This is a genomic window from Mycobacterium sp. (genome assembly GCF_019247635.1).
Taxonomy (GTDB): Bacteria; Actinomycetota; Actinomycetes; order Mycobacteriales; family Mycobacteriaceae; genus Mycobacterium.
In genome coordinates this window covers 115,856-136,680 of the sequence record NZ_JAFBAR010000004.1, presented here as the reverse complement: position 1 = coordinate 136,680, position 20,825 = coordinate 115,856, and the positions used below count along the sequence as shown (strand labels likewise).

The 20,825-nt window shown below is 66.9% G+C and carries 9 protein-coding genes; 3 read left to right on the top strand and 6 right to left on the bottom strand.

What is annotated here, in order from left to right:
• Window positions 1-43: 43 nt before the first annotated feature.
• From JO236_RS00720 to JO236_RS00705, 4 genes are read right to left on the bottom strand one after another with little or no spacing between them, the layout of a single operon-like run.
• A complete protein-coding gene (locus tag JO236_RS00720) occupies window positions 44-3,511 on the bottom strand; it encodes an amino acid adenylation domain-containing protein (RefSeq protein ID WP_293323299.1) in 3,468 nt (1,155 codons plus the stop codon).
• A 35-nt stretch (window positions 3,512-3,546) separates the two neighbouring features.
• Entirely contained in the window at window positions 3,547-8,124 is a 4,578-nt protein-coding gene (locus tag JO236_RS00715; protein ID WP_293323364.1) for a non-ribosomal peptide synthetase, read from the bottom strand.
• Between the two features lie 44 nt (window positions 8,125-8,168).
• A complete protein-coding gene (locus JO236_RS00710) occupies window positions 8,169-13,112 on the bottom strand; it encodes a non-ribosomal peptide synthetase (protein ID WP_293323297.1) in 4,944 nt (1,647 codons plus the stop codon).
• Between the two features lie 2 nt (window positions 13,113-13,114).
• On the bottom strand, window positions 13,115-14,059 hold the full coding sequence (locus tag JO236_RS00705) for a methionyl-tRNA formyltransferase (protein WP_293323295.1): 945 nt from the start codon (window positions 14,057-14,059) through the stop codon (window positions 13,115-13,117).
• A 148-nt stretch (window positions 14,060-14,207) separates the two neighbouring features.
• On the opposite strand from JO236_RS00705, the gene JO236_RS00700 reads away from it, so the two are divergent.
• The 3 genes from JO236_RS00700 to nbtC are packed head-to-tail and all read left to right on the top strand — an operon-like array spanning window position 14,208 to window position 19,319.
• On the top strand, window positions 14,208-14,969 hold the full coding sequence (locus JO236_RS00700) for a thioesterase II family protein (RefSeq protein WP_293323294.1): 762 nt from the start codon (window positions 14,208-14,210) through the stop codon (window positions 14,967-14,969).
• Window positions 14,966-16,264, top strand: coding sequence for a polyketide synthase (locus JO236_RS00695; RefSeq protein WP_293323292.1), 1,299 nt, complete (start codon window positions 14,966-14,968; stop codon window positions 16,262-16,264). The genes JO236_RS00700 and JO236_RS00695 overlap by 4 nt, the downstream gene beginning before the upstream one ends.
• Window positions 16,265-16,277: 13 nt before the next feature.
• Window positions 16,278-19,319 carry a nocobactin polyketide synthase NbtC gene (gene nbtC, locus JO236_RS00690; RefSeq protein ID WP_323802142.1) on the top strand — a complete coding sequence of 1,014 codons (3,042 nt, stop codon included), beginning with the start codon at window positions 16,278-16,280 and terminating at the stop codon, window positions 19,317-19,319.
• A gap of 1 nt (window position 19,320) precedes the next feature.
• Here the strand turns inward: nbtC and JO236_RS00685 are convergent, their stop codons facing one another.
• On the bottom strand, window positions 19,321-19,524 hold the full coding sequence (locus JO236_RS00685) for an MbtH family protein (RefSeq protein ID WP_293323287.1): 204 nt from the start codon (window positions 19,522-19,524) through the stop codon (window positions 19,321-19,323).
• Window positions 19,505-20,791 (bottom strand): NADPH-dependent L-lysine N(6)-monooxygenase MbtG, encoded by a 1,287-nt coding sequence (mbtG, locus tag JO236_RS00680; protein WP_293323284.1) that lies wholly within the window; start codon window positions 20,789-20,791, stop codon window positions 19,505-19,507. Before mbtG ends, JO236_RS00685 begins: the two co-directional genes overlap by 20 nt.
• Between the last annotated feature and the right edge of the window lie 34 nt (window positions 20,792-20,825).

Here is a 20,825-nt window from a genome sequence, read left to right as displayed (position 1 = left end):
AGCCTGTGTCGAAGCTATGTGCGGGATTAGAAAAAGGCCCGCGTTAGCTCTCGGCGAGAACTTCCTCGTCGGTCAACGCGGCGACGTCGAGATAGTGCCGTGCGATCGTGATGAGTCGTGCTGGGGTGCCCCGCGCGACCTCCCGCTGGTTCAGCCGCTCGGCGAGACCGGCGACGGTTCGGGTGGCGAACAGATCCGCGACCACCGCATGGTCGATGTCCAGCCAATCCCGCACCCGCGCAATGACTGTGGTGGCCAGCACCGAATCACCGCCGAGCGCGAAGAAGTCGTCGTGCACGCCAACGGAATGCACGCCCAGCACCTCGGCGACGATTCCGGCGATCGCGGTCTCCACGTCATTGCGCGGTGCGCCGTCGTCGGCCGTCCCTTCCGGTTGCAACAGAGCGGCCACGGCGCGGCGGTCCAGTTTGCCGTTGGGGGTCAACGGAATCCGGTCGAGAAATACGGTCCGGGTGGGAACCATGTAGCCCGGCAACAGATCGGCTACCGCGGCGCCGACGTCGACGATTTCGCCCGAGTCGCCCGCGATGGCCGCGACGAGCTTTGGTGCGTCCGCGCCGACCACCGCGGCGACGGCATGCCGGACCCCGGGCAGGGCGCGCAGGGCGCTCTCGACCTCGCCGAGCTCGACCCGGTATCCGCGTATTTGCACCTGATTGTCGGCCCGGCCCAGGAACTCGATAGTGCCGTCGGGCCAATACCTGGCCATATCACCGGTTTTGTACCAGCGAATGCCCTCGTACTCGACGAAACGCTGCACGGTCCGTTGCGGGTCGTTGCGGTAGCCCGCCGCGACATTGGCCCCACCGACCCAGAGTTCGCCGGATACCCAGTCGGGGCAATCGCGCCCGGATGGAGCGACGACGCGACAACGCACGTTGCGTAACGGAACGCCGAACGGGACCGTCGACCAGTGCGCCGGTGGTGCACCGACCACTTCACAGATGGTGTGGTGGATAGACGTCTCGGTCGCACCGCCAAGACCGGAGAACCGGCAGCCCGGAACCTGCTTGGCGAGTCTGCGCGCCAGGTCGGCACCCACCCAGTCACCGCCGAGGGTGACGGCCCGTAACGAATCGCCCAGCCGGTCCCCGGCGAGCTCCAAGATCATATCGAGCATGCTCGGCACGCAGTTGAGGATCGAAACTCGGTGCTGGCGAACCAGTTCCACCCAGGTCGTGGCCGCGGCCCGTTCTTCGGAATCGACGGCGACCACCGAGCCGCCCACCGAGAACATGCCGAACATGTCGTACACCGATGCGTCGAACTCGAGCGCGGACAGTGCGAGCACTCGATCCGCGCTGCCGATCTCAAACCACTGGTTGACGGCGTCGATCGTGTTCATCGCGCCGCTGTGCGGCACGTCTACCCCCTTGGGCAGACCCGTCGAGCCGGACGTGAAGATCACGTAGGCGATCGCGCCGGTGTCAGGAAAGACGGGCTCCCCCAACGGCTCCGGATGTCTCTGCGCGGCATCGATGGACAGGCACGGGATGTTCGTCCCCATGTCGGCACCCCCGAACGTCAGTCCAGCAACCACGTCGGCGGTCTGCAGAATCTTGGTGCGGCGCACTTCCGGCTGGTCGAATCCGATTGGCACGTAGGTGCACCCGGCCGCGAGCACACCGAGCACCGCCACAATCTGATCTCGCCCCTTGGGCAACTGGACGGCGACGGCGGCACCGGGTCGCACTCCAGCAGCGCCCAGCGCCCCCGCCACCGCAAGCGCCCGGTCGGCCAGTTCGCGATAGTTCCACGCACCTTGGGCGGCACCCAGCCCCCACACCACGGCCGCCGCATCCGGTGCCGCCGCGGCGTGCTCGAAAAAGCCCTGATGCAAACACCTTCCGCTGACTGGACCGTCGGTGGCATTGATTGTGGCCCGCACCTTCGCCTGCGTGCTGGGCAGCCGTACCGGCGCCTTGGCGTCCCAACCCGCGTCGCCCTCCGTGAGCCGAAGGACCGCCTCGGTAAACCTGGCGAACATGGCGTCGATCAGACCATCCGGAAATGCCGCCTCGCGGACGTCCCAGTTGAGCAGCAACCCACCCCGCACCTCGGTGACCTGAGCATCCAGCAGCACCTGCGGCCCCTGTGAGATGATCCACACCGGCTCCCCGAGTGTCTCGATGACATGAGTCGCGAAGAGCTCACCGAGATCCAGTGCGCTGGTGAAAACGACCGGCGCCAGCACGGGCTCGCCGCGGTACCTGCCCAGATCGCGCAGCACATCCAGCCCGGAATATGCTGCGTGTGAACCACTTTCGTACACTCTGTGCTGAATCGCGTGGGCGCGCTCAACCACCGACACGTTCTGGGTGACGTCGACCTGCAACATGATCGACGAGGTGAAGTCACCGACCACCCGGTCGATCTCGGGATGCACATTTTCACGTTGGAACAAAGGAACATTCAACAGAAAGCTGCCCTGGGCCGACCAGCCGCCGATGGTGTCGGAAAAGATCGCGGCCAACCCCATCGCCGGTGTAACCCCGCGCGCGTGCGCCCCGGCCACGAGCCTTCGCTTGGCCGCGGGCGTCAACCAGTGGTGGTACCGGACGGTGCGATGTGGGTCCGCGCGCTCGGCCACTGGGACGATCGGCAGTTCGGGTGCACCGGCCAGCTCCGGCAACCGCCGCTGCCACCAATCGCGGTCTCGTTCACGCGCAGTGGGGTCGGGCCGGCGCTCGGTGCAATAGCGGCGGTAGCTGTAGCCCGGTGACGGCAGCGTCGCGCCACGATACAACTCGGCCAGATCGGAAACCAGCACCCGATAGCTCATCGCGTCGCCGGCCAGCATGTCGATGTCCAGATGCAGCCTGCTGCGATCCTCGCCGCACAGGGTCAACGTGACGTCGATGACCTGGCCGTCGTTAATTGCCAACCGCTGGTGGGTTTTACGCTCACGTAACTCCAGCAGCGCGGATTCGAGCGCGTCCGTACCATGCCCGCGTAGGTCGACGACTTCAAAGACCGGCCTGCCCGGGCGCGGCATCGTTTGCTGCGTGCCGTCGGGCAGGAATCGGGTCCGCAGCATCGGGTGCGCCTCGACTAGGCCGGCCACCGCGCGCTCCATACGAACGGGATCTATTGCTCCGCCGTCGAATTCGACATAGAGATGGGCCGCCACGCCGCCAAGTTCCTGCTCGTCGGAGCGGCCGATCCAGTACGCGTGCTGCATGGGCGCCAGTGGGAACGGCGCGTCGTCGGCCTCCCGTTCAATGGCAACCTCGGCAATGGCACTGTCGGCCGCTACGGACCGCGCCCCGCTGGAGCCCAGCAGTCCATACCACGACTCAACCGTCGGACTAGCGGCGAGTTGCGCGAACGTGATGTCGACCCCGCGTTTGCGCCAGCCGCCAGCCAACGTCATCATGCGGATCGAGTTGAGTCCCAACTGGATCAAATCGTCATGGTCTGCGACATCGGCAGCCGGGCAGCCGAGTTGGGCCGCGATCGTGGCCCTGATCTGGTCCCTGCTGACACCCATGAGTTTCCTTTCCTGGTCTCGATCTGGTCCGGCCCTCAGGCTGGGTCCTGGCCTGCATCGTGGGCTGGGTCGTGGTCCAAGCCGACCGCGAGCGCGGCGATGCCGCGCTGCCACAACTGCGTCAATCTTTCGATATCGCAGGGTGTGAACAGCGCGTCACTCCAGCGCCAGTTGCTGATCAATTGCGTGCCCTCGGGCGTGGTGGCGACAAACACGCTGAGATTCACCGCAAATCGAAGCGGTAGCTTGGGCTCCGGATCATCCGGGAGGGCATCGAGGTAGGGACCCGTGAGCAGCGACCACGGCCGATCGGTGACGCCGCCGAGGTCCAACCGACCCAGATAGCTGAACTGGATCTGCGGTTCGGCGGCCCGCTGCAATTCGGGATCGACGTCGACGTAACGAAGCAGGCCATAGTCCAGGCCGTCGTTCGGGACCGCACCAAGATGACAGACAACCGACTCGACCAGGGCCCGGGCCGTCGTCGGGTCCCGCTCGGCCTGATCGATATCGACGGCCGCTGCGCCGGCTCCGAGGCGGACCGGGAACGCGTTGGTAAACCATCCGACGGTGTTCGTGGTGTCGGTATCCAGCACGGCATCGGCGCGCCCGTGCCCCTCCAGGGCGATCACCGTGCCCGACGCCGGAGCTTGGTCGCGATCACGACGCCAACTCGCGATCGTCATCGTCGTTGCGGCCAGCAGGAATTCGCGCACACCTTCATCGCGCCTGACCCCTGCTAGCACCCGCTGCGTCACCCCCACCGGCGTCAGCACCCGGGTCACTCGTAGCGTGGACCAGGTATCGCGGGTCGAATCCACGGCCCGCCGCCCTAGCACCGGATCGGATCCGCTGACCTGAGCGAGCCAGTATTCCCGCTGCGCCAGCACTTCCGGAGCGGCGGCGCGTTGCCACATCAGCTCGCACCAGCGGCGGTAGGAGGTGAACTCCGGCAGCAGCGTTGGTGCCGCGCCAGCGCCGATACTGCGCCACGCCTCGACGAGGTCGCCCAGCATGATGTGCCACGACACCACGTCCACCGCCAGATGGTGCGCGGTGAGCAGCAGCACGTCGCCCGCTTCGGCCCCGGTGAACCATACGGCGCGCACCATCGCACCGAGGTGCGGATCGATCTCGTCCATCACACCGCGCGCGGACCGCTCGATGGCCGAGATCAGTTCTGTGTTGGCGCCTTCCGTCAGCTGTATGCGGCTCAACAGGTCAGCGGCCGCGACCACCCCCGGTTCGCGGGTGACCAGGCGCGAACCCGCGGATGTCTCGGTCAGGATCGACCGCAAGGTGTCGTGGCCGTCCAACAGCAGCTGCAGCATCAACTCGATGGTCGAGCCGTCGACACCGGGCGGGAGGCGAAGCAAGACGGTATGGGTGAAGCGTCGGAAATTGCCATGCTCGTACAGCCAGGAGACCATCGGGAGCGGCAGCACCTCGCCGTATTCGGCACCCGCGACGGCGGCATCCGGGCCATCCGCCGCGGGACTCAAGTCCAGGGCCACCGCCAATTGGCGAATTGTCGGCGCGGTGAATACCATTCGCGGACTCAAGGCGAGGCCGCGCCGTCGGGCCTTGTGCACCAACGAGATCGCCACGATGCTGTCCAAGCCGAACGAGAAAAAGTCGTCGTCGATGTGCGGTACGACGCCGTTGAACTGTTCTTCGAATAGTTCGCATAGCGCCCGTTCGGTTTCGGTCGACGGCGACTCCGCCGCGCCTGCGGTGACGCTGGACAGCGCATCCTCGGCCAACCGGCCCAGCGCGTGGGCGTCCAGCTTGCCGTTGGCGTTCACCGGCAATTGCGGCAGCCACACGATGCGGGCCGGAACCATGTAGGAAGGCAACCGCTCGGTAAGCGCGGCGCGCAGCCGCGCTAAGTCTCCATCCGTATCCTCCTGCCACACAACGAAACCCACCAGAATGGCGGCACCGTCCCGGCGCACCACCGAAACGGCAGCGTCGGCGACCTCGGGCCGGCCACGCAGGGCCGCCTCGATCTCACCGATCTCCACGCGGTACCCGCGAATCTTCACCTGGGCGTCATCGCGGCCCAGGTAGGCGTACCCGCCGTGCGGCAAACGACGCACCAGATCGCCGGTGCGGTACATGCGTTGCCCGGGCCGAAACGGGTCCGCGACGAAGCGTCCCGCCGTCAAGGCAGGCTTGCCGATATAACCGCGGGCCAGCTGCGCGCCGGACAGATACAGCTCACCCACCACACCGTTGGGCACCAGCCGCAAGGCCGAATCCAGCACATAGCCAAAGCTTCCGGCGTTGACCGTTCCGATCGTCGGCACCGGGTACTCGTCAATCCGAGCCACCACCGCCTCGACCGTCACTTCCGTTGGCCCGTAACAGTTGTAAACCGCGGTGGGTGACAGCGCGCGCAGATGTTCCCATAGCGCGGCATCGATTGCTTCGCCGCCCAAGGCAAGCGCCGTCAGGCCGTGGTCTAACAGTTCGGCGGCACGCAGTTGCCCGAACATCGACGGCGTGGTGTCGATCATGTCGACCTGGTGGGCTGCCAGAGCGGTCAGCAACCGATCCGCGTCGCGCATCTCCTGGGCGTCGAAAAGGTGCAGTGCATGGCCGTCGAGCAACCCAACCATCGGCTGCCAGGACGCATCGAAGCTCAACGACCAGGCGTGCGCGATGGTCATCGGGCGACCCAGGCGCGCAGCGGCTTCCCGATAGACACGCTCACGGTGATCGGCGAAATAGCCCAGCAGCGCGGCGTTCCTGCCGATAACGCCCTTCGGTTCACCGGTGGAGCCAGAGGTGAAGATGACATAGGCGCTGTGCTCGGGATGACGATCGACGTTGGGCGCGATGGCCGGGAGCCGCGAAATACGCTGGGCCACGGTGGGATCGTCGATGACCAGCGCGGGTGTGCCCCCCGCGACCAGCGTCGAATAGCCGGTTGTGGTGAGGGCGAGCACCGGGTTGGCCTGGTGGAAAAGGGATTCGATGCGCGCCTCGGGCAGCATGACGTCGACCGGCAGGTACGCGCCCCCGGCGGCGAGCACGGCCAGGATGGCAACGATCGATCCCGTCGATCGCGGTAACACCAGCGCCACAACCATTTCCGGGCCTACACCGCGGGTGGCCAGCGCCCCCGCCAACCGGGTCGCGCCGGCGTGCAGTTCGGCGTAGGTGTGACGCTCACCGGCGCTGGTCTTCAGCGCGACGGCGTCCGGCGTGGCGCGGGCCTGCCGCTCGAACATCTCCCAGACCGTGCCACCGGCGGTGGGCACAGGCCGTGCGGCCAAGGTGGCGTATTCGGCGCGTTCGGCCACGGTGAGAACGTCCAAGGCATCGGGGGTTTGGTCGCCGATATCGGGGAGTTGTAGTAGCACACCGACCAGGCGTTCGCAGATCTCCGCGGGCCGAAGATACGGCAGCGCCTCAGGAATCGCCTCGGCAAGCACCACCAGCGCGTCGTCCCGCAAGTGGGAGACCACCGTCAGTGGGTAGTGCGTCAGGCTTTCCATCTCGACGGGGGTGAAGCTGGCGCCGTCCGGGGTGGTCATGGTGCGGATGGCGTCCTCGACGGGGGCGTTCTCGAACACGAACATGCAGTCGAACAAGGTTCCGCCGCCATGCGTACGCTGGATCTCCGACAGACTGAGATACCCGATGTCACGCATCGCGGATGACTCGCGCTGCAACCGCGCGCATTGTTCCACCACCGAGGCGGCGCCACTCACCTCGTGCACGACCGGCACGCTGTTGATGAACAGCCCGACCATGCTCTCCACCCCGGCCAGCTGCTCGGGACGACCGGAGACGACGGCGCCGAACACGGCATCGCGCCGGTCGGTGAGCCTGCTCAGCACGACGGCCCACGCGAACAGCACCGCGGTGTTCAGCGTTAGACCGTTGCGCCCCGCCCATTTCCGCAGCCGCACGGTGTCCGCGGCCGGCAACACCAGCTCGGTCTTCTGCGGCACGCCGGCACGCGCGGTGACCGCGCCCTCCCCGAGCATGAGCGGCCCCGACACACCGCGCAGGTAGTCGGTCCACTTGGCAAGGGCCGTCGCGGTGTCCTGCCGAGCGAGCCAGGCGATGTAGTCGCGGTACGGCCGTGGGGTCGGCAACCCGTCAGGCGAACCGCCGGCCCGATACACCGCGAGCATCTCGGTGAAGAAAACGCCGAGGGCCCAGCCGTCCATCAGAATGTGGTGCGCGGTGAAGATCATCCGGCGCCTGGTTTCACCGGGCACCGACAGCAACACCACGCGCAGCGCCGGGCCGCGGCTCAGGTCAAACGGACGACGCCGCTCGGAACGCGCGATGGCGTCGAATTCTGCTGGGATTGCGGTGCGTTCGATCCATGGCAGCTCCGCGCGCGCGGGCACGATCTGCACCGGCTTCGGGACATCACGATCCCAGAAGGCGGCGCGCAGATTCGGGTGCCGGTCCAGCATGGCGGCGGCGCTGCGGCGCAGCAGTTCGATGTCCACCGGCCCGTCAATGTCGACCCGCAACTGCATGGTGTAGAGGTCGACGCTGTCCTCGGCCAGGCGGTACAGCGCAAACAGGCCTTCCTGCAACGGGCTCAGGGCTAGCACGTCGTCGATCTGTGGCGCAGCTGTGGTCACCGGTGCCTCACGGGTCCGCTCACTGGTGCCCTCGACCGATGCGCTCACGAATTGTCGAGCCACGAGGCGGTGAGCTGCGCTAGCGCGTCGGCGTCCAGTCCCGACGCACTCATCGGCTCGGATGAAGGCTGCGGCGGCGAATCAACCTGGGTTGCAGCCTGATCGACGGCCGCGGCCAACTCGGCGATGGTCAGGTGTTCGAACACCATGGCCGGGGTCAACGCGAGACCCTGCGCGGCGGCCCGCGCCGACCATTGCACGGAGATGATGCTGTCGCCGCCCAGGGCGAAGAAGTTGTCCTCGCGATCGACGCCGGTGATGTCGAGCAACTCCTCCAGCAGGGCGACCAACGCCTGTTCGGTTTCCGCGGACCCGCCGGTGGTGGGTGGCGACGTCGCAACATCGACCGGTGTCGGCGGGGTGAACAGCTTTTCCACGTCGGCGTCGGCCAGCAACTTGAGTGTGGACAGTGGTGAGTCCGGTTGCGTCGCAAACGCTTCGAGTACGGCGTTGAGAGCCTCGGCGATCAGCGCGACGGTCGCCGGTTCGTAAAGATCGGCGTTGGCGACGACCCGCACGTCGAGTTCGGAGTCCGGCGTCACGTTCACGCCGATGTTCAGGTCCAGCAGTGAGATCTCGAAGTCCATGGGCAGCGGAACCACCGTGGTCTCACCGCTTTTGGTCAGATCGCGTGGCAGCAGCGCCCAATCCTCGCCGCGGAAATGGATCGAATTCTGGAACAGCGGATGGTTGCGGGACGGCGAGCGCGGCGGGTTGAGCGCCTCTACCAAGCGTTCGATGGGCAGTTCCTGGTGGGCCAACGCATCGAGGACCGTGTCGCGGCTGCGCGCCACCGCGCTGTGCAGGCTCGGATCACCGGAGAGGTCGGTACGCAACACCACCACGTTGGCGCACGGGCCGGCCAGCTCCGCAGTGGTCACGTCCACCCGGGAGGCCACCGGGCTGCCGATCGCGATATCGGTGCCGCCACCCAACTTGTGCAGCAGGACCGCGAAAGCCGCCTGATACACGACGAATTCGGTGGCGCCATGCCGCTCGGCAAGTTGCGTGAGGGCCGCCCGGCGAGCCGCGGGCACCGTGAAGTTCACCACCTCGCCGCGTCGGCCCAGGACCAGCGGCCGGGTGTGGTCGGGCACTACCGAAATGTCCTGCGGCAACCCGGCCAGCGCAGCGGACCAATGGGCCAGCTCCGCCTGCCCCCATTCACTCGGCGCATCAAAGGTACTCCGTTGCCACACCGCGTATTCCGCGAACTGCAGTGGCTCGGTGGCCCAATGCGGGGCCGTGTCGTCCACCCTGGCCCGGTAGGCGACGATCAGGTCTTCAAAGAGGAGTCCGAGTGACGTGTGATCGGTGACGATGTGGTGGACAAGCAGCAGCAGCACATGCGCGTCGTGGCCGACCCTCAGCAGCGTCGGCCTGATCAGCGACTCGGACTCCAGCGTGAACACGTGGCGGCGCAGCTCGGCGACCGTCTCGTCCAGGCGCTCCGCACCGACGTTCCGCACCGCCAGTTCCATTTCCCGGGTGGGATGCACATGCTGGTACGGAACGCCTTCGTGGTCAACGAAATTCGTTCGCAAGACCTCGTGGCGGGTCACAACATCGTTGAGCGCCACGGTGAGTGCGGCGGTATCCAGCGCACCGGTGAAGCGCAGCGCAAGAGCCATGTTGAAGACGTCGTTGGCGCCCCGCAGCCGGTACTGGAACCACATGGCGAGCTGGGAGAAGGACAGCGGTGGTCGTTGCGGGCGAACCGCTTCCAGAACTTGCGGACGCATCCCGGTAGTCGTCCCGGGACGAGGATCGACCACCCGCGCCGCCAAGCCGGCCGGCGTCGGGGTATCGAACACCGCACGCACGGTCAGTTCCACCCCGAACTCGGCGCGAATCTGCGCAATCAACCGGGCCGCCAACAGCGAATGACCACCGAGCCCGAAGAACGAGTCCTCGGCGCCGACTCGCTCCCAGCCGAAGAGCGCGGCGAAGATCGCACACATCCGGCGTTCGGCCGTCGTCGTCGGCTCGCGGTAGCCGCGCACCGCGACGGGAGTCGGTGCGGGCAACGCCCGCTTGTCCAATTTGCCGCTCACGGTCAGCGGGATCTCGGGGATCACCGCAAACGCGCTGGGCACCATGTATTCCGGCAGCGCAGACGCGGCGTGCGCGCGGACCTCGTCGAGATCCACGGTCTCGAAGTCAGCCACCGGCACCAGATATGCGGCGAGCGCGGGTCCGGCCCCGGTCTCTTCGGTGACGACGAGGCAGTGCCGCACCGCTGGATGCGTCGCGATCACGGACTCGACCTCGCCGAGTTCGATGCGGAAGCCGCGGACTTTGACCTGCTCGTCGGCCCGTCCGACGAACTCCAGCGCACCGGAGACGTTGCGGCGGACCAGGTCTCCCGTTCGGTACAGCCGCGCACCGGGGTTGAATGGGTCGGCGACGAAGCGCAGCGCGGTCAGTGCGGGACGGCCGAGGTAGCCGCGCGCGAGTTGGGCACCGCCGAGATACAGCTCACCGATGACCTCCGCGGGCACCGGTTGCAACTCCTCGTCAAGCACGTACGCGTAGACGTTGCGGTTCGGCACGCCGATGGGCACCACCCGCGCCCCGTGTGACCCGGCCACCGGCATATGCGTCGAGCACACCACGGCCTCGGTCGGGCCGTAGTGATTGCGCAACTCGGCGTCGAAGTAGCCCGCGAACTCGTCGGCCACTTCGCCGCGCAGCGCTTCCCCGCCGACCGGCACGTGGCGCAACTGCCGCCATTGGCTGACCTGTGGGAGCAGCAGCAGGGTGCTGAGCATGGAGGGCACCATGTGCAGCACGGTCACTCCGTGCCGGCTGATCAGATCGGCGACATACGGAATATCGCTGAACGCATCCGGTTTGGGAACGATCAACCGCGCGCCGAGCGACAGCGTGACGAAGATGTCCAGCAGAGATGCATCGAAGCTCACCGACGACGATTGCAACAACCGGTCCTGCGCGGTCATGCTCCACTCGGCGATAAAACCGTCGATGTGCTCGGCGATCGCGTGGTGCGCGACGGCCACGCCCTTGGGCTGGCCGGTGGAGCCCGACGTGTAGATGACATACGCCAGATGCTCGGGAAGCAAAGGGCTTCGGCGGTCGCAGTCGCCGATCTGGGTGTCCGACAACGATGCGGCGTCGCGTTCTGCGGCCTCGAGATCCTGCAGACCGAAAACCGCTTGCGGGCGGGCGTCGGTGACGAGGTATTCGATGCGCTCCTCCGGGTAGGCCGGGTCGATCGGCAGGTAGGCCGCGCCGGCCTTCAGCACGCCGAGCATCGCGACGAGAAACTCGACCGACGTAGTCATGCGCAGGCCGACGATGTCGTCGGGGCCGAACCCCCGCCCGATCAGCCAGCGCGCCAACCGATTAGCGCGGCGATGCAACTCGGCGTAGGTCAGCTCGGCCTGCTCGGAAACCAGCGCGACCGCATCCGGAGTGCGGCCAGCCGCCGCTTCGAGCACCGCGACCATCGTGGTGGCCGACGTCGGGACGAGTTCACCATGCGATTGCGCCAATACGGCATCTCGCTCGCCCGGGCCCAGCAGGTCCAGACTGGTGAGACGCCGTTGCGGCTGCGCCAGCGCGTGGTCCAACAACTGCACGTAGTGCGCCAGCATCTGGTCAACCAGCGCACCGTCCAGCACGTCGGTTTGGAACTCGAACTCGACGAACGCACCGTCCGGATCGAGCACGACCGCAAGGGAGAGCGGCAGGTGCGCGGTGACCGCGCCCAACCCGAGTTGTCGCACCGTGACGCCGTCCAATGCGAATCCGCCCGCGCTCTTGCGCATGCTGAAGCCAAGCCGGACAAGCTGGGCCATGCCGTCATGGCCCATACGCTCCGGGTTCACTTCACGCACCACCCGATCGATGCCGACGGACTGGTGGGCAAAGCCGGCCAAACAGGTTTCACGCACCGCGTCGACGAACGAGTCGAACGTGTCGTGCGAGCCCGCGGTCATCCGCACCAGCAGTGTGTTGCCGAAATACCCGATGGCACCCTCGGCGGCGGCCCGGCGCCCGGTGACCGGAACCGAGATCAGGAAATCCGTTGCGCCGGTATAGCGGCGCACGAGCACACCGAAGGCAGCCAGCAAAACCATGAACGGCGAGGCGGAGTGCTCGCGTGCACACTCCTCGACTCGGGCGACCAGCTCGGCCGGCAGCGTCCGGGTCCGGCGTTGCGCCGCCCGGGAGGGGCGTGCTGCGGCCGATCCGGGAAGCTGCAATGGTTCTGGCGACGGCCGCAACGTCTCCGCCCAGTAGCCGACGTCGGACATGGTGGGTTCGGCTGGGGCACCCAATGTTTCCAGGACCTCGACGGCGACATACTGCGGCGGCGCACCGCTCGGTCGGCGACCGTTGTACGCGGCGCTGAGCTCGTCGGCGAACACGGCCCACGAGTCGTCGTCCCAACAGATGTGGTGCACCACGAGCAACAGCACGAATTCGCCTGCGCCGGTGCGTATCAGCCTTCCCCGCAGCGGCAGGTCGGCTTCGAGATCGAATGTTCTGCCGAACTCGTGCCGCGCCACGTCCTCGATTTGGCTGTCGGCTAAATCGACTACGCACCAATCGATCTCGACCGGATCGTAGCACACCTGGTATGGTTCGCCCTCGGTGTCCACCCCGTAGGTAGTGCGTAGAATCGCGTGGCGCGCAACGACGTCATGGAAGGCCGCACGCAACCGGGCCTCGTCCAGGGCTCCCGTGAGTTGGTAGGCGACGCAGATGTTCAGCGTGGTGTCGGTCGAGTCCATCGTCTGCAGAAACCACATTCGGCGCTGGCCCGCCGACAGCGGGTACCGTTCACCCGCACGCAGACTCCGCCTTTCACCAGATTGCCCTGCGGCCAGGCCGCTTTCAGCGATCCGTCGACGCAGCAATTCACGGCGCCGTTCCTGCAACGTCCTGACATCGTCTGCCATGCTCACCGCGCTCCGTTGCTCTCCAGGTAGCCGCCGTGGGCAAAGAACTCGTCCCCGTCGCGCTCGGCCCCGTCGGCGGCCCGCAGCCGGGTGATCACCAAACCCCGGTTGCCGCCGCGAAACGCTTCGGGACCGCACACCACCGCGCCGCCACCTTCCTGCACGATGACCCGTCCGGGCGTACCGCCGTACCGGGCCTCGGAAACCCGCGCCTCGAGCACCTCGATCCGTTCGCCCCGATAGCACGTGAAAGGCCGCGGATACGGATCGGACAGCGCGCGCACGAAACGCTCGAGGTCCTCGGCGGGCCAGCTCCAGTCGATCAAACTGTCGCGCTGCGAACGCTTGTGGAAGTAGGTGCGCTCGGCCTTGTTCTGCGGCCGCCAGATCGCTGCCCCAGACTCCAACGCGCTCAACGCATCCCGCAGCGCGTCCGGAATCAGCTCCATCCCCCGCAGCACCAGCTCGGTGCCGGTGTCCGTGGGACCGATGGGCAGCGAACGCTGGATCAGAATGTCCCCGGTGTCCAGGCCGTCGTCCATCCGATGGATGGTCAGCCCGAACTCGGTCTCGCCGCTGATCAGGGCCCACAAGACGGGGGAAAACCCGGTGAACTTCGGCAGCAGGGAGTCGTGCAGGTTCAGCGTGCCGTGCGGCGGCAGGTTGTACAGCTCCGGCGGCATCCAGGTGTACCAGCTGTTGACGACGATGACGTCGGGCTCGGCGCGCTTGACCAGGTCGATGGTCTCGGCGTCGACCCGGTCCGTGAGATGCACCGGAATGCCATGTTCGCTCGCCAGCCGCTCCACGGGCGCCGACCAGATCGCCTTGTAGGACTGTTCGCTGACCGGATGGGTGACCGCGAGCACGACATCGTGGTCCAACTCGATCAGCGCCTGCAGGGTCTTGAACCCCCAGGTCTGGAAGCCGAACGACACGACGCGCATGGGATGAATTCCTCCGAGTCCTCGCTGGGTGAAGCTGCTACGGGTACCGATCCCCGGGTCCAGCAGATTATGTTAGCCTTCGCTAAGTTGCGCGGCTCTCGCGGCTGTCGCGGCGACCCGAGCGAGAGGTAGCCGAAAGGTGGAGCGCATGCCGCGCGACCTGGGGTGGATCAGGCAGTTCCACAAACCGGATTTGCCCGACAGTCTCCCGCTGCTGGTTTTTCCGCATGCCGGGGCGGGTGCTTCGGCGTACCGCGAATTCTCGAAAGTCCTCAGCAAGACATTCAACGTCATCGTTTTCCAGTACCCGGGCCGCCAAGACCGCGCGGCGATGGCGTTGCTGGACAGCCTGTCGGAGATCGCCGCGGGGGCATTCGCTGAATTCCCGATGTCGGAGCACCACCGCGCGGAGCCGATCGTGATGTTCGGTCACAGCATGGGCGCGATGGTCGCATTCGAGTTCGCCAGGCTCGCCGAGGCAGCCGGAATCGAGCTGCGTCAGCTCAACGTCTCCGCCGCCGTTGCCCCGTGCCTGGCCGCAGCCAAACCCTCCCATCCCACCGACGACGACGAGGCACTGCTCAATCACCTCGCGCGCCTGGAGGGAACCGAGACGGACGTATTCACCAACCGCGACCTGATGAGGCTGACGCTGCCGGTGGTCAGGGCCGACTTCAAGGCCTTCGACGCCTACTCCTGCACCGAGGATGTCAAGGTGGCGGCCCCGATTCACGCGATGGGCGGCGACCAGGATCCGTACGTCACGCTCGGCGACCTCTACGGGTGGGGCAAGCACACCGACTCCCTCAAGGTCACGATGTTCGACGGCGGCCACTTCTACCTGAACCAACAACTCGAGGCCATCGCGGAGGTAGTGGCGTCGTCCGCGCAGCGCGAGCGGACGGCGTGACGTCGAACGACCCGGTCGTCATCGCCGGGATGGCGGTCGAGGCGCCGGGCGGAATCGGAAGCCCCGACGCCCTGTGGACGGCCCTGGCCGAGTCCCGGGAGCTGATCAGCCCCTTCCCACGCGACCGCGGCTGGCCAGTGGACGACCTGCTCTCGATTTCCCGGCTCGAAGGTTGGGGACACGTCTGCGACGCGGGCGGATTCATGGACAGCGCAATGACTTTCGACCCGCCCTTCTTCGGCATCACCCATCGCGAAGCCCTGGTGATGCACCCTCAGCAGCGCGTTGCGATGCGGGTCGCGTGGAAGGCGCTGGAAAACTCGGGGGTCAACCCCGCGTCCGTCGAGGGCGAATTCGGTGGCTGCTTCGTCGGAATGTCGATGACGGAGTATGGCCCGCGCACGGCGCTCGCCGACGCCTACAGCGGGCACCGGACCGTAGGCATGGGACAACTCGGCGGCGCCGGCAGGATCTCACACTGCCTGGGGCTGACCGGCCCGTCGATGTGTGTCGATTCGGCCTGCGGCTCATCGCTGACCGCGCTGCAGTTGGCCGCCAACTCGGTGCAGATGGACGAATGTGAATGGGCGTTGGCCGGCGCCGTCTGTGTGCTGGGCACGCCGACGGCTTTCTACGAGTTCGCCAAACTCCATGCGCTGTCCGACGACGGGCATTGCCGCGCATACGCCGACGACGCCAGCGGCACGGTCTGGGGCGAGGGCGCGGGAATGGTTCTCGTCGAACGGAAATCACGAGCACGGCAACTCGGACACCGCGTCTACGGCCGCATCCTGGCGGTGCGCACCAACCACAACGGGAAGGGCAAGCCCATCCTCGTTCCCCGGGTACGCGCCCAGGAGCAGGTGGTGCAGAAGACACTCGACGCGGCGGGTATCGACCCGGCCGACGTGGGGATGATCGAGGGGCACGGGACCGCGACCCTTGCCGGCGACCCCGTGGAATTGCTGGCGCTGTTCAAAACCTACGGCGCGGCCGGAAGTGAAGCGCTGCTCGGCTCGGTCAAGTCGAACGCCGGACACGCCCAAGCCGCCGCCGGGATCCTGGGTGTGATCAAGCTGCTGCTCGCGGGTCAACACGGTTACATCCCGCCAACCCTGTTCGCGGACAACCCCACCAGGAAGCTGGACTGGGATCTGACCGGCCTGCGACTGGCCACCAAGTTGCACGAATGGGAGCCCAAGGACGGCGTCCGCTACGGCGCGACGTCGTCGTTCGGCGCGGGGGGCGCCAACGCCCACGCGATCATCGCCATGCCCGCGAGCGCCGGGGAGTAACCACGTGTCGGGTATCACCTACCGGTTCCCGAATGGCACCGTCCCCGTACTGTTGACTTCCGACACCCCCGACCTGCTGCGCGCCGAGGCTGCGGCCGTGTCCTCCTATGCGGCAAGTCATTTAGAGGCGACGCCGGACACGATCGCGGGAATGCTGTTTCGCACCAGGGTAGCTCGCCGGCACCGCGCCGTGGCGATGGTGACTGATCGCAGCGAGTTGCTCGGCTGCCTGCAGGCGATTGTCGATGGCGCAGAACATCCTTCGGTGATCGCCACGAGTACGCCCGCCGTCCCCCGCCGGATCGCCTACGTCTTTCCCGGTCAGGGCGGCCAGCGCCCGGGGATGGGCCTGCTGTTCTACCAGGCGGTCCCCGCGTTCAAGGCCGAGGCGGAGCGCTGCGCGGAGGCCTTCGACACGCAGTTCGGCACGTCGCCGCTGAATTACCTTCTCGACGAGCATCTTCCGGCCCACGACGATGCGCGCACCGTGCAGCCCGCGTTGTTCACCCAGATGGCCGCGCTGGCGGCGCTGTGGCGGTCGTTCGGCATCACACCGGCGGTCACCATCGGGCACAGCCAGGGTGAGATCGCGGCGGCCTACATCTCCGGCACGATCACGTTGGCCGACGCGGTCCGCGTTGTCGGAATCCGCGCGGGTGCCGCCGACGGGTTGGGTTCCGGCGACTATGCCATGGCGGTCGTGGCCGCCGACCGCGACACCTGTGAGGACCTGTTGGCATGCAGTTCGGGATGGGCCCAGCTGTCGGTGGTCAATTCGCCCACTATGACGGGGATCTCGGGTGAGCGCGAAACGGTGCAGGGCATCGTGGACAGGCTCACCGAGCGCGGTGCCTTCGCTCGCATCATTCGCGTCCAATATCCCGCGCACACCAGCCTGATCAACGAACTCGCCACCAAGGTCCGGGTCGCCACGCAACGCGAGCTGCAGAATCCGAAGTTCCTGGACACCGACATCGCGTGCCTCGGCGCCACTCTCGGCCGTCCGATCACGCAGGAACTGCCGGTCGACGAGTACTGGTTCTGGAACCTGCGCAATACCGTTCGATTCGACAAGGCGATCGCGGCCGCGAGGCCGCTCGGCGTCGACACCTTCGTGGAGCTGGCCGAACATCCGACGCTGCAGTTGGCGATTCACGAGAACCTCGCCGCCCTGTCGGACCACGACGAGGAGCGCACCACGGTGGTGGTCGGCACGTCCGAGCGGACGGCGACCGACCTGAGCGAATTCACCCGCAATCTAGCGCAACTGGCGCTACACGATCTGAACTACCCGTGGGACTGCCTGCGCACCGAGGCCGACGGCCTCAGTCCACTGCCGTTGCGCGACTTCCCCAATACCCTGATGAACGAAACCAAGCTGTGGCTGCCCTACGAGGAAGACTTGCCGCAGCCGGCCCGCGCGACGCCGTCCGTGACGCCGGCGACGGCGGCCCGGCCGCGCCTGCTGGCCGAGGAGTGGGTGCGGTTGCCGCACCGCTCGCTCGTGTCTCCGCGCGAGATCGGGATCATCGATCACACCGGAGCCTGCGCAGACTTGGTCAGCGCACTGGGCGCGGCCGCTGGGAACATCGGCGCCACGGTCCGGCTGGCCGATCCCCAAATTCCCGACGCTGCAGCCGATCCCGACACGTTCGTGATACTGGTGCCGCCGTCCGCGCAACCGGACGACTCCGCCGCCGCGGCTGAGGTCGCGACGTTCTTCGGCGAGCACGCGTGGTGGCCGGGGCCCGGGCCGGTCAGCGACTGCTGGCTGGTGACGACCGGTGGTGAAGCGGTGATTGCCGAGGACGCGCCGCCGGATTTGGTGCACGCGGCGGCTAGCGCCGGCTTCCGCTGCATCGGCGCCGAGCACCCCGGCATGCGATTCCGTCATCTCGATCTGCCGGCCGGTCCGGCGGCACCATGCGGCCCAGAAACGGCAATCTCGATCCTCACCGCGCTGCACACCGCCGAGGAGTCCGAGCTCGCGCTGCGCGGCGGCGGGCTCTATGCCAAGCGCGTCGTCGAAGTCAAGGGCACGCAGCCGGACGCTGGCGTGCCGGAGCACGTGCTCATCATCGGCGGTACGGGCAATGTGGGGCTCGAATTCTGCGAGCACTTCGCGCGCCGCGGCGCCCGGCGCATCACGCTGGTCAGCCGATCGGGTGAGATTACGGTCGCGGACCGGCTCCGCCAGATCCGTTCGGCCACAACGACGCAAATCGCCGTCGCCCAGTGCGACGTGGGAGACCACGGGGCGGTGTCACTGTTGGCGCAGCGACACCAGGACGCACCCGCGGACCTGATAATCCATGCCGCCGTACAGTATTCGGGCAGTGAGCTGGCAGACCTGACCGTCGATAGAGTCGATCAGGCGTTGCGCGCCAAGGTGGTCGGTATCTGGCGGGTGCTAGGAGCCTTTCCGCGGACCAACAACTGCCATGTCGTGCTGTGCTCGTCGATCGCGGCGACCGTCGGCGGTCGCGGCCTGATTGTCTACGCCGCGGCCAATCGCATGCTCGACGCCATGGCACAACGCCTCCGGGCCGAGGGGCTGGACTGTGTCTCCGTGCAGTGGGGACAGTGGACCGTCACCTTTGATCCCGATGCCGCGGGTACCGCGCAGCTGGCGGTGACGGGCTTGCTGCCCATGTCTGCCGGTGATGCGCTCGCGCTGGGATTGGGCTCGCTTCCCGCTACTGCCGGCGTCGTGGCGTTCGATTTGGGCCGCGCCCGGTCGGTGCTGGAAACCTGCGGCCGCGACTCGCTGGTGTCGCAGCTCAGTGCGCCCGACGCGATGATCCCCGAAACACCAGCCCCCGGCGCGGAACACGCTATCGAGCAACGGCTGATGAAGCTGCTCGCCCAAGCCATCGGGGTCGACCGCGTCGAAACGATCGATGCGGACATCCCGTTGGTGGCGATTGGATTGGATTCGCTGCAGGCCTTGGAGTTACGCCGACGCATCAAGATCGAGTTCGGTCATGAGCTGGAGGTCGCGGATCTGTTGGGCGGAGCGTCCATCAACGACGTGCTGGCCCAACTGGGGACCTGAACTAAGCCCCTCGGAGGCTTTTGGGGCGCATGTCGGTCCAGTTCTGCTGAACGTAAGCAAGGCAATTCGCGCGGGTTTCCGCCCCGACCACCACGTGCCAGCCCGCGGGCACGGCGGCAAACGCCGGCCAGAGGCTGTGCTGTTGCTCGTCGTTGACCAAGACCAGGAAGGAGCCGTTGTCGTCGTCAAACGGATTGATACTCACCGCTTCTCCCGGTTGACGGACCGGATACAACCAGCTCGGCGCCGAGCACCCGGTCCGACATCAGGCCCAGACAGCTCAGGTTCGGAAAACCCGGGCCCTCGTTGAGGCCGGAAAGGTTGGGCAAGAACAGCTTCGGCGTGAGACCGACAACCGCCAGGTCGTGGCCGATCGACTCCTCCAGTCGCTCACCGGTGAGCGGCCCGCCCAGCCCCAGCTCCAACAGATCCAGGGCAGCCGGGTGCAGCAGTGGTTGGAACCACAGCGGGTCGGCGCCGGATCCGTCGATGACAAGGTCGAAAGCGTGCAACGTCTCCAGCGGTTCACCAGAGCGATCGGTGGACAAGGTGACCCAGATTCGGTTGTCGCGGTTGACCACCCGCGCGACCCGGCCGCGCAGATGCTTGATCCGCTCGTCGGCCAGCAGTGACTCCTGTACCCGCGCGGAAAAAACCCCGCGGTCGGTGCGGGCAATGCAATCGCGCCGCTCGGCCAGGTTCAGGCAGCGCCACCCGGTCGGGTCGGAAAACAGCGAGTTTTCGAAAAAACCCTCGCCGCGGGTGAACAGGGTCGCCTGCGGCGAGATGGCCGTGATCGCCGAAACCCGGTGGTGGAAAAGCTCGTTAAGCATCGACGCGGCCGTCTCACCACCGCCGATGACCGCAACGTTTTCGGCAACGATCCGGTCGTGCCCGGCGGCGCGCTGCCAGAACTGCGCGATGGACAACACCCGCGGGTCGCCCGACAGCATCGACCGCTCCGGCTGACCAGGACCGGTCACCATCACCGTTTCGGCGGGCAGCCGCGAGTCGCGGGTGTGCAGCACCCAATGCGACTCGCCGAGCGAGATCCGAACCACCTCTCCGCGAACGACTTTCAGGTCAACCACATCGGCGACCCAACGCAGATACTGCGACCACGTCTCGTGCGTGGGCGACGGCCTGCCCCGGTCGACCCAGCCCACGAATTGGTCCGTGGCAACCAGATATGACTGCCAGCTGAACCGCATCATCCGCTCGTCGACCTCGGCGTCGCGTCCCGGCACCAACGTCGACCGGTACGGAAAGCCGACATCCTTTTCCGGGCTGGTGCCCAACCGCTGCCGACCGTCGGTCCAGCCGCCGCCGGCCCGCCAGTTGGCCGCCACACCCGAGCATTCGATCGCGACGACATCGGGCACCTCGATGCCCATCTCGCCCAGCACAGCCGCCTTGGCGGCCACTGCCACCGCCTTCGCGCCGGCTCCGATGATCGCGAGGGTGCCGGTCATGCCGCTCCTGCCAGAAGGGCGCGATCGTGGGGGT

What these genes read in the sequence shown, in the direction of transcription:
- JO236_RS00720 (WP_293323299.1), bottom strand. Translation starts at nt 3,511, where the DNA reads ATGGGTGTCAGCAGGGACCAGATCAGGGCCACGATCGCGGCCCAACTC.
- JO236_RS00710 (WP_293323297.1), bottom strand. Translation starts at nt 13,112, where the DNA reads ATGGCAGACGATGTCAGGACGTTGCAGGAACGGCGCCGTGAATTGCTG.
- JO236_RS00705 (WP_293323295.1), bottom strand. Translation starts at nt 14,059, where the DNA reads ATGCGCGTCGTGTCGTTCGGCTTCCAGACCTGGGGGTTCAAGACCCTG.
- JO236_RS00700 (WP_293323294.1), top strand. Translation starts at nt 14,208, where the DNA reads ATGCCGCGCGACCTGGGGTGGATCAGGCAGTTCCACAAACCGGATTTG.
- mbtG (WP_293323284.1), bottom strand. Translation starts at nt 20,791, where the DNA reads ATGACCGGCACCCTCGCGATCATCGGAGCCGGCGCGAAGGCGGTGGCA.